Source organism: Devosia sp., from assembly GCF_034675085.1.
In the GTDB taxonomy this organism is placed as follows: Bacteria; Pseudomonadota; Alphaproteobacteria; order Rhizobiales; family Devosiaceae; genus Devosia.
In genome coordinates this window covers 1-8,604 of the sequence record NZ_JAUCDN010000134.1, presented here as the reverse complement: position 1 = coordinate 8,604, position 8,604 = coordinate 1, and the positions used below count along the sequence as shown (strand labels likewise).

The window sequence follows — 8,604 nt, the reverse complement described above, 5'->3', positions numbered from 1 at the left end:
CGCCCTCCTGCCGGTTGCGAGGCATCCTCGATGGGGCGCTGGCGGCTTTTCTGACCGAGATGGACCGCCACAGCCTGGCCGACCTTATCGTCGATCCCACCCAGTTTGGCATCGAGCGTCCCGCTGCCTGAATGCGGCCGCGACAAATTGGCCAGTCTCCGTTCTAAAACATGACTATTAGATACATGTTTTGGGTGTATAAGGGCTTTGCACCGACCAGCCCGGAGAGACGATCATGACCTTCCCCGCATTTTTCGACGATGCGCCGATCCTGCGCATGCGCGAGCCGCTCGCGGCTTTTCTGGGCGCCGCTGAAGATGGGGTGATCGCCTATCGTTATGCCGACGCCGTGCGGCTTGCCGGCCATTCCTGTCCTGCAGTCGCCAGCGCCTATCTGATGGTGCTTAACGGGCTCGAGGCGCTCTATGACGACCAGTTGCCCGAGCGTGGTGGCATCAAGGTGTTCATGCGCAATGAGCGCGACCACGCCACCACTGGCGTTCTTGCCTCGGTTGCCACGCTGCTGACGGGGGCTGCGCCCGAAACCGGCTTCCAGGGCATCGGCCCGGCCCGGCGTTTCGCCCGCAACGACCTTCTGCGTTTCGCCACCGACATCGAGGGCACGCTGGCGCTGGTGCGCCGCGATACCGGCAAGGGTGTCGTGGTGGACATCAACACCGACCATGTGCCGCATGATCCGGCTATGAGCCGGCTCATGCCCAGGGCCGTCTCGGGCGAGGCGACGCCCGAGGAACAGGCCGAATTCGGCCGCCTCTGGCAGGATCGGGTGCGGCGTATGCTGGTGGAGCATCCGAACGATCCCAAGCTTATCCACATCTATGCCTGGGAGGGCGAAGATGACCTCGCCTGACCGCTACTGGCCGCAAGACCTGACCGCCTATAAGCGCACATCCGAATTCACCGAGGCCAGCGTGCCCGCAGGCCTGCTGCGTAGCCATTCCACCAAGGCCGGCGTCTGGGCCAAACTTCACGTCCTCTCCGGTCGCCTGCTTTTCCGCGACCTGGCGGCGGGGACCGAGACGGAACTGGCCCCGGGCGTTTACCCGCTGATCTATCCGCAGGCCCAGCACGAGGTCGCGCCGCTGGGCGGGGTGCGCTTCTTCGTTGAATTCCACGCCCGGCAATAGGTCCGGGCCTTTGTTTTGTCGCGCTTGCGAACTGCAAGACCATCGCCCCTTTTGCTGGGAGCGCTTCAGGCTCGCGCCGCCTCCAGCCGGTCGAGGCGCAGCCGCTGCCGGTCGTCGCCCAGCCGCCGCAGGGTGAGAAACACCGCGATGACGACGCTGCCCACCGAAGCGGCGCACAGGAGGAACATCAGGAAGATCTGCGATTGCGCCGCCGCCAGCGGGTCGAAGCCGGCCAGAACCTGGCCGCTCATGATGCCGGGCAGGGTGATGATGCCGGCCCCCGCCATTTGATTGACCACCGGAATGGTGCCGGTATGGATGGCGCGGCGCAGAAGCGGATCGGTGGCCTGCCGCATCGTGTGGCCCAGTGCCAGTCGCGCTTCTATACCCACCCGCTCCGCCGAGATGGTTTCCAGAAGCGAGCCGATGCCGATGCTGGCGGCATTCATCGCCGAACCCAGGATGATGCCGGCGATGGGAATGACGACGGCCGGCGCTGTCCAGTCCTGCGAGCTCGAAAGGCTGGCCAGGGCGAAGACGGCGACCAGCAGGGTGGAACTGCTGACCGCCGCGCCGCTGACCAGAAAGGTCCAGCCTCCGCGCAGGCGCCGCCGCTGGCGCGCGCCCACCTCATAGCTCGCCGCCCCGATCATGATCACAATGAGGCCCAGGGTGAGCCAGGCGCTGCCCGAGGAGAATATGGCGCGCAGCAACAGCCCCACCAGCAGCAATTGCACGGTCATGCGCAGCGCCGCCAGCAGCAGCGAGCGGTGAATGCCCAGTTTCAGCGCCAGCGACAGCCCAGCGCTGAACAGCACCAGGCCAGCGGCGAGGGCGAGCTCGATCGGGGTGAAGCCGGGCGTCATGTTCGGGCGATTTCCAGGATATCGTGAGCCAATCGCGCCACCTGCCGCCTGTCATGGGAGGCCAGGATCAGGCCCATGCCCCGATGCATTGCATCTTCAAGCAGCGTTTCCATCAGGCCCGTGGACGTTTCGTCCAGTGCCGAGCTGGGTTCGTCCAGCAGCAGGAAAGCGGGATCGTCCTCCATGCTGCGCAGAAGAGCGAGGCGCTGCCTTTCCCCGGTCGAGGCGCGCTCGGGCGCGGCATCGATCAGGGCGGGATCGAGCCGCAGCGACGGACAGGCCAGTCGCGCCGCGCCGGGATCGCGGAAATGGGCACCGATCGTGGGCGCCCACCAGCCTGGCTCGGCCGCGCAATAGCGCAGGCTCCGTCGCCAATGCGGCGCCGGGATGGACCGGGCGTCCACGCCATCGAGGCTGCATGTCCCCTCATGGGGAATGAGATCGGCCAGCATCTTGAGCAGCAGGCTCTTGCCCGCCCCTGACGGACCGACGACGGCGAGGCATTTGCCGCTTTCAACGCGGAGATCGAAGGGGCCGACTGCCTGGAATTTCAGGCTCTTGGCAATGAGATGGTGAGACATGCCCGTTGCGTTGCCATGCCCCGGGAGCCGGAGCAAGAGGTTTAACCAGCCGCTTCCGGCTGTACGGCGTCAAGGCACCAGCGCATGGTCTCGACGCCTCCGCCCTTGGCCACGATGGAGCAATTGCCCTGCATCAGGAAGCGCCGGGCGGAAAGACGGATGGCCAGGCGGGTTGAGCCGATGGCGGCTCCCAGGGTGAGGGAAGTGCCTTCAGGCACGGTATGGGGCAGGGCCGGGGCATCGAGCACCACGGCGTCCATGTCCAGCCCATGATCTTGCGCCCAGCCCATGGCGGCGATTTCGGCCACCTGCATCGGTTCGGGCTGGTCGGTGCGGCCCTTGTAAGCGGGCAGATAGACGACGCCCCGTTCGAGCGCGTCGAGAAAGGCCATTGCCTGGCCGGCGCTCATGCGGCCGTAGCGCTGGCGCTGCGGCATCACCACAAGCGAGGCGGCGAAGCGGCAGCCGCCCAGATGGGTCGCCTGAACCACATGAAAGCGCGCCGGGTCGGCGACAGCCACCAGCGCCTTATAGGTGGAAAATCCATGCCGCGCGCAACAGGCATCGCGCCGGCTGTCGGTGCAACACAGGATCGTGGTGCGCGGGTCCCGCGTACCGGAAAAGACAGTGCCTTTCACATAGGCCCTGATAGCGGCAACGATCGCGTCTTCATCGGCAAAATCGGCGCGGATATTTTCGGGCAGGGCATGCAGCGTGGGCAGATCGGTTTCTGATTCGACCTTGTCCACCAGAGCCAGATGAATGTCGCTTTGGACGGCATCATGCAGCGCTTTTTTCAGCGCTTCGCCCATATCGGCCGATTCCCAGCGCGGCACCCGCCATTTGCCGCGGGGCCAGGCCAGCATGAGCACGCGCTCGGGCGCGTCCCCGGTGCCGGCCAAAGGCTCACCGCGTTCGCGGCAGACGTCGGAACAGAAGACGTGCCCGGCCATCGCCTAGCGGCTGGAGGCGAGGCCGTAAATGGCCTCGAGTTCATCGAGCATCAGATGCGCCGCATAGATGCCGCCGGCTGTGTTCCAGATGATCTCGCTGACCCGCTGGGCCTTGCCCGCCTTTACCCCCTCGAGGTTGAGCCAAAGCGGATCGTTGAGCCAGTCATTGAGATTGGCCGCCGATTCATCGCCATTGAGGTCGCTGGAGAAATAGAAGATGCGGTCGCCGTCCATTTCGGGAATGCGTTCCTTAGTCACTTCCTGGGCGAAGTCGTCCTTGTCCTGGCTTGCAGGGCGCTGAAGCCCGATCTGCTGCAAAGCCAGACCGGCAAAGGTCTGCTTGTAATAGATGCGGGTGCGGTTGGGCGAAAAGCGCACCAGCGAGATGCGCTCGTTGACGGCATCGCTCAGCGCGTCATGAATCGTCCCGGTGCGGGCGACAAATCCATCCACTGCCGCCTTGCCCGCTTCGGACTTGCCGATGGCATCAGCGTAGAACTGCAAATTCTCCTGCCATTCCCCGCCGATGGTTTCGGTCATCACCGTCGGGGCGATGGCCGAGAGTTGGGGATAGATGGCTTCCTGGCGCACCTTGGTGCCCAGGATCAGGTCGGGCTCCAGCGTGGCCAGGATTTCCAGGTTCACCGCCAGCTCGGTACCCAGCGGCACGGTGTCGGCCAGCGCCGTTGCGATATGGTCATACCAGGGATTGCCGTCCCAGCTCTGCACAGCGCCCACCGGCACGACGCCCAGATAGAGCAGCGCTTCGGTGCCTTCATTGGTCAGCATGACGATGCGCTGCGGATTGTCCGGCACCTCGGTCACGCCCATCGCATGGTTCACCTCGCGCGCTTCGAGCGGCAGGATGAGCAGCAGGCTGGTGGAAAGGGCGGCGAGAACGGCGAGCGGGCGCAGAAGCATGGCAATATTCCGGTTGGAGAAAACAATGGCCGGCTTTGAGCCGGCCATTCGAGATCAGCGCGTCGAGGAGAGGCCGTAGATGGTCTCAACGTCGTCCAGCATCAGATTGGCGGCGATAATGCCCCCCGCCGTGTTCCACACGGCGTCATCGACGGCATGTACCTTGCCGGCTTTGACCACATTGAGATTCTGCCAGAGTGGGTCGGCCAGCCAATCCTCGGCTTGCGCATTGGCTTCGCCATTGCCGGTTTCATAAGTGAAATAGAACAGCCGGTCGCCCTCGAATTCGGGAATGCGTTCCTTGGTGATCGGCTCGGCGAAATCGTCCTTGTCCTGATTGGCCGGGCGGTGGAAGCCGATTTCGTTGAGGATCAATCCTGAAAAGGTGTCCTTGAAATAGATGCGGGTCTGGCCCGACATGAAGCGGGCGATGGAAATCTCTTCATCGAGCGAGGAGCCCAGCGCGTCATGGAGCGCGGCGACGCGCGCATCGAAGGCGGCCAGCGCGGCCTTGCCCTCTTCGCCCTTGCCGGCGGCGTCGGTATAGAGCGCCATGTTGATCTTCCAGTCACCGCGCAGGCGTTCGGAAATGACGGTGGGGGCGATGGCCGAAAGCTGCTCGTAAATGGCTTCCTGGCGCATCTTGTTTCCGATGATGAGGTCTGGCTCCAGCGCCACCAGCACTTCCAGGTTCACCGCCGATTCCTCCCCCACTACGGTGACGTCCGCCATATCGGCGGCGATATGGTCGTACCAGGGATTGCCCAGGAAGGATTTGACGGCGCCGACCGGGGTGATGCCCACGGCCAGCAGGGCCTCGGTGCCTTCATTGGTCAGCACCACGATGCGCTGCGGATTGTCGGGCACATCGGTCACGCCCATGGCATGGGTGATCTCACGGGCAGCGGCGGGGGCGGCGAGAATGGTGGCGGCCAGCAAGGCGGCCGCAAGCCTGGGTAGAGACGACATGAAGCTCTCCATTAAACTTGACATCTGTTCTCAGAAATCGGATGGCTTCATCGATCAAAATAAGCTGACTGTCAATATCAGGATTGGAGCGAACGGGCATGGCCATCGCCGCTGCCGCGCCGCGTATCCGGAGCATGGAATTGTCCCGTGGTACCATCTATGCGGTGCTGGCGGGGTTGCTGGCGCTGGTCTGGCTCGCCAGCATGACGCTGGGTTATCGCCTCTATTCCCCGGCGCAGGTCTGGGCCGCGCTTTTCGCCAATGACGGCTCGGAAACCGCTACGGTCCTGGCCGGCCTGCGCCTGCCGCGCGCGCTGATCGCGCCGCTGGCCGGGGCGGCTCTCGGCATGGCCGGGGTTATGGTGCAGACGCTGTCGCGCAACCGCATTGCCTCGCCCGACACGCTGGGCCTCAACGCCGGCGCCTCGCTGGCCGTGGTCGTCGCCACCATCGTCTTCGGTGTGCAATCGTTGGTGGGCCTGTCGCTGGCTGCCGCCTTCGGCGCACTGGTCACCAGCATCGTCGTTTTCGGCGTTGCTGCCGGGGCAGGGGGGCTGTCGCCGCTCAAGATCGTGCTGGTCGGGGTCATCTTTGCCAGCCTTGCCCATGCCATCGTCGAGATCATCCTCACCAGCAACGAGGCGCAATTGCAGCAAATGCTGTTCTGGCTCTCTGGTGCCTTTGTCGATCGGCCGATCAGCCTCTTCTACAATGGCCTTCCGGTAGTGCTGATCGGCACTGTCGCCGGCTTTGCGCTGGCCCCCGCCTTCGACGCGCTCCAGGCCGACGATTCCACCGCCGCCAGCCTGGGGGTGCCGCTGACGGCGGTGCGCGCCTTGGCCTTTCTCGCCGTCTCGCTTTTGACCGGCGCTGCCGTGTCCATGGCTGGGCCGGTCGCCTTTGTCGGGTTGGTCGTGCCCCATATCGCCCGGCGGCTGGTGGGCCTGCGCCATCGCCACCAGCTTGCCGCCGCCGCGTTGACCGGCGCCATCTATGCCACCACCGCCGACGTGGCGGCGCGCTTCGTCATCTATCCGGTCGAGGCGCCGGTGGGCGCCATCACTGCCGTCGTCGGCGCCGTGGCGCTGCTGGTCCTGCTCATGCGGAGGCTGGCATGACCGATATGGCCGCCTCTCCCTCGCCCGTCCATTTGCGGCCGGGCGTCGTTACCGCCGTGGTGCTGGCCATCTTCGCGCTGCTGTTCCTGGCCGGTATCGGTTTTGGTTCGACCTGGATTCCGCTCGAAACCGTCGCTCAGGTTCTGCTGGGCGGCGGCGAGAAGACCTCGCGGCTGGTGGTGCTGCAATTGCGCCTGCCGCGCGTTGCCGCGGCGGCTATCGCCGGGGGCGCCATCGCCTTTGCCGGCTATCTGCTGCAACGTATCACCCGCAACGAGCTGGCTTCGCCCGGCGTGCTTGGCGTGGTCGACGGCGCCGCGCTCGGCGTCGTGCTCTTCATGGCGATCTTTTCCAACGACACAAATTCCCTGGTGGTTTCGGTCGCCTGGCAACCCCTGGCCGCCGCGCTGGGTGCCATCGCCGCAGTCAGCCTCGTCTTCATCCTGTCGGGGCGGCAGGCTTCGTCGGCTATCCGCCTGCTGCTTTTCGGCATTGCCGTTGCCGCTGCCTGCAAGGCGCTCACCACCATTTTCATGCTGGTCGGACCCGTCTATCAGGCGGCGCAGGCAGCGCGCTGGCTGGCCGGCGCGGTCAACACCATCAACGCCACCGAGATTCAGCTCATGCTGGCGGTGCTGATCCCCACTGGCATCGTCGCCGCCATCGCGGCGCGGCATTTGCCTCCAGCCGATCTCGACGACACCTCCTCGCGCAGCATCGGGCTCAACCTGCCACTCTATCGCGTCTTCATCTTCTTCCTCGCCGCGCTGCTGACGGCGGGGGCGGTGGCCTTTGCCGGCGGCGTCAGCTTCATCGGGCTGATGGCGCCGCATCTGGCGCGGCTGCTGGTCGGGCGCGCGCGGCTGGCCGGTATCCTTACTTCCATCCTGCTCGGCGCCATCATCCTTATCGGGGCGGATTTGCTGATCCGCGTTGCCTTCGCGCCTCTCGAAGTGCCCGCCGGCACGGTGACGGCAGTGATCGGAGCGCCCTATTTCCTTTATCTGCTCATGCGCAAGGACAACACCAATGGATGACATGCTGGCCAGCCGCATCGAGGTGAAGAACCTGACGCTCAGCTATGGGCAGGACGTGATCCTGGATGCGCTGAGCCTGCCCATTCCCAGCGGACGGATCACCGTGCTGGCCGGCCCCAATGGCTGCGGCAAGTCCACGCTGTTGCGCGCCATCCGCCGGCTGCACGCGCCGCAATCCGGGCAGGTGCTGCTCGATGCGCTCGATATCTCCCGCCTCACCGGCAAGGAACTGGGCCGGCGCATCGGCCTTTTGGCGCAAAGCCCCACTGCCCCGCAGGATATGAGCGTCGAGGAACTGGTGCGGCTGGGGCGTTATCCCCACCAAGCCATGCTTCAGCCCTGGAGCCCGCGCGACGACGCGGCGGTCGCCGCCGCCATGGCCGGCACCGGCGTCGAGCCCCTGCGCCATCGCCGTATCGGCTCGCTCTCGGGCGGGCAATTGCAGCGTGCCTGGATCGCCATGGTGCTGGCGCAGGAAACCGACATCATCTGCCTGGATGAGCCGGTCAATCATCTCGATATGGCCCATCAGCTCGAATGCCTCGAACTGGTGAGCCGCCTCAACAAGGACCAGGGCCGCACCATCGTGCTGGTGCTGCACGACCTCAATCTTGCCGCCCGCTATGCCGACCAGCTCGTCTTCGTTTCCGGCGGCAAGATCCGCGACAGCGGCCCGGTCGAGGCCATGATGCGCTCCGAGCTGATTGCCGAGGTCTTCAATATCGGGGCCCGGATCATCACCGATCCGGTGCATCAGCGCCCCATGTGCATTCCCTTCCGCCGGCAATAGGGCCGCGCGAGCCCCCGATTGTCTGCCCATCGGCTTCCTGTTACTCGGGGGGCGGAAGGCGGATGACACGGAATCGGCATGAGCGATCTTTTCGACACCGGCGCGCGCCCGGGCCGCATGCCGCTGGCGGCGGCGCTGCGCCCGACGACGCTTGACGAGGTGATCGGGCAGGCGGGGCGGGTGGCGCCCGGCTCCATCCTGCGCCGGCGCATCGCAGCGGG

Annotated in this window: 10 protein-coding genes; 5 read left to right on the top strand and 5 right to left on the bottom strand. The window is 65.4% G+C overall.

The annotated features are described in order from the left end of the window. The first annotated feature begins 235 nt into the window (after nt 1-235). Nucleotides 236-871, top strand: a complete 636-nt coding sequence (locus VDP82_RS10040; RefSeq protein ID WP_323014712.1) for an FmdE family protein — start codon at nt 236-238, stop codon at nt 869-871. Next, complete coding sequence (locus tag VDP82_RS10035) at nt 858-1,148, top strand: DUF1971 domain-containing protein (RefSeq protein WP_323014711.1); 291 nt, start codon at nt 858-860, stop codon at nt 1,146-1,148. Before VDP82_RS10040 ends, VDP82_RS10035 begins: the two co-directional genes overlap by 14 nt. A 65-nt stretch (nt 1,149-1,213) precedes the next feature. Here VDP82_RS10035 and VDP82_RS10030 read toward each other — a convergent pair whose 3' ends face one another. The 5 genes from VDP82_RS10030 to VDP82_RS10010 are packed head-to-tail and all read right to left on the bottom strand — an operon-like array spanning nt 1,214 to nt 5,438. Then, nucleotides 1,214-2,014 (bottom strand): ABC transporter permease, encoded by an 801-nt coding sequence (locus VDP82_RS10030; RefSeq protein WP_323014710.1) that lies wholly within the window; start codon nt 2,012-2,014, stop codon nt 1,214-1,216. Beyond that, the gene (locus VDP82_RS10025; protein WP_323014709.1) at nt 2,011-2,595 is read right to left on the bottom strand and encodes an ABC transporter ATP-binding protein; all 585 of its coding nucleotides are present in this window, start codon (nt 2,593-2,595) and stop codon (nt 2,011-2,013) included. The genes VDP82_RS10030 and VDP82_RS10025 overlap by 4 nt, the downstream gene beginning before the upstream one ends. 41 nt (nt 2,596-2,636) lie before the next feature. Continuing rightward, a complete protein-coding gene (locus tag VDP82_RS10020) occupies nt 2,637-3,497 on the bottom strand; it encodes a sucrase ferredoxin (protein ID WP_323014708.1) in 861 nt (286 codons plus the stop codon). 54 nt (nt 3,498-3,551) lie between these two features. Beyond that, entirely contained in the window at nt 3,552-4,469 is a 918-nt protein-coding gene (locus VDP82_RS10015; RefSeq protein ID WP_323014707.1) for an iron-siderophore ABC transporter substrate-binding protein, read from the bottom strand. 54 nt (nt 4,470-4,523) lie between these two features. Beyond that, nucleotides 4,524-5,438, bottom strand: coding sequence for an iron-siderophore ABC transporter substrate-binding protein (locus tag VDP82_RS10010; RefSeq protein ID WP_323014706.1), 915 nt, complete (start codon nt 5,436-5,438; stop codon nt 4,524-4,526). Nucleotides 5,439-5,578: 140 nt separating this feature from the next. Here VDP82_RS10010 and VDP82_RS10005 point away from each other — a divergent pair, with 140 nt between their 5' ends. From VDP82_RS10005 to VDP82_RS09995, 3 genes are read left to right on the top strand one after another with little or no spacing between them, the layout of a single operon-like run. Then, a complete protein-coding gene (locus VDP82_RS10005) occupies nt 5,579-6,556 on the top strand; it encodes an iron ABC transporter permease (protein ID WP_323014705.1) in 978 nt (325 codons plus the stop codon). Beyond that, entirely contained in the window at nt 6,553-7,593 is a 1,041-nt protein-coding gene (locus VDP82_RS10000) for an iron ABC transporter permease (protein WP_323014704.1), read from the top strand. Before VDP82_RS10005 ends, VDP82_RS10000 begins: the two co-directional genes overlap by 4 nt. Continuing rightward, on the top strand, nt 7,586-8,383 hold the full coding sequence (locus tag VDP82_RS09995; protein WP_323014703.1) for an ABC transporter ATP-binding protein: 798 nt from the start codon (nt 7,586-7,588) through the stop codon (nt 8,381-8,383). Before VDP82_RS10000 ends, VDP82_RS09995 begins: the two co-directional genes overlap by 8 nt. Nucleotides 8,384-8,604 lie beyond the last annotated feature (221 nt).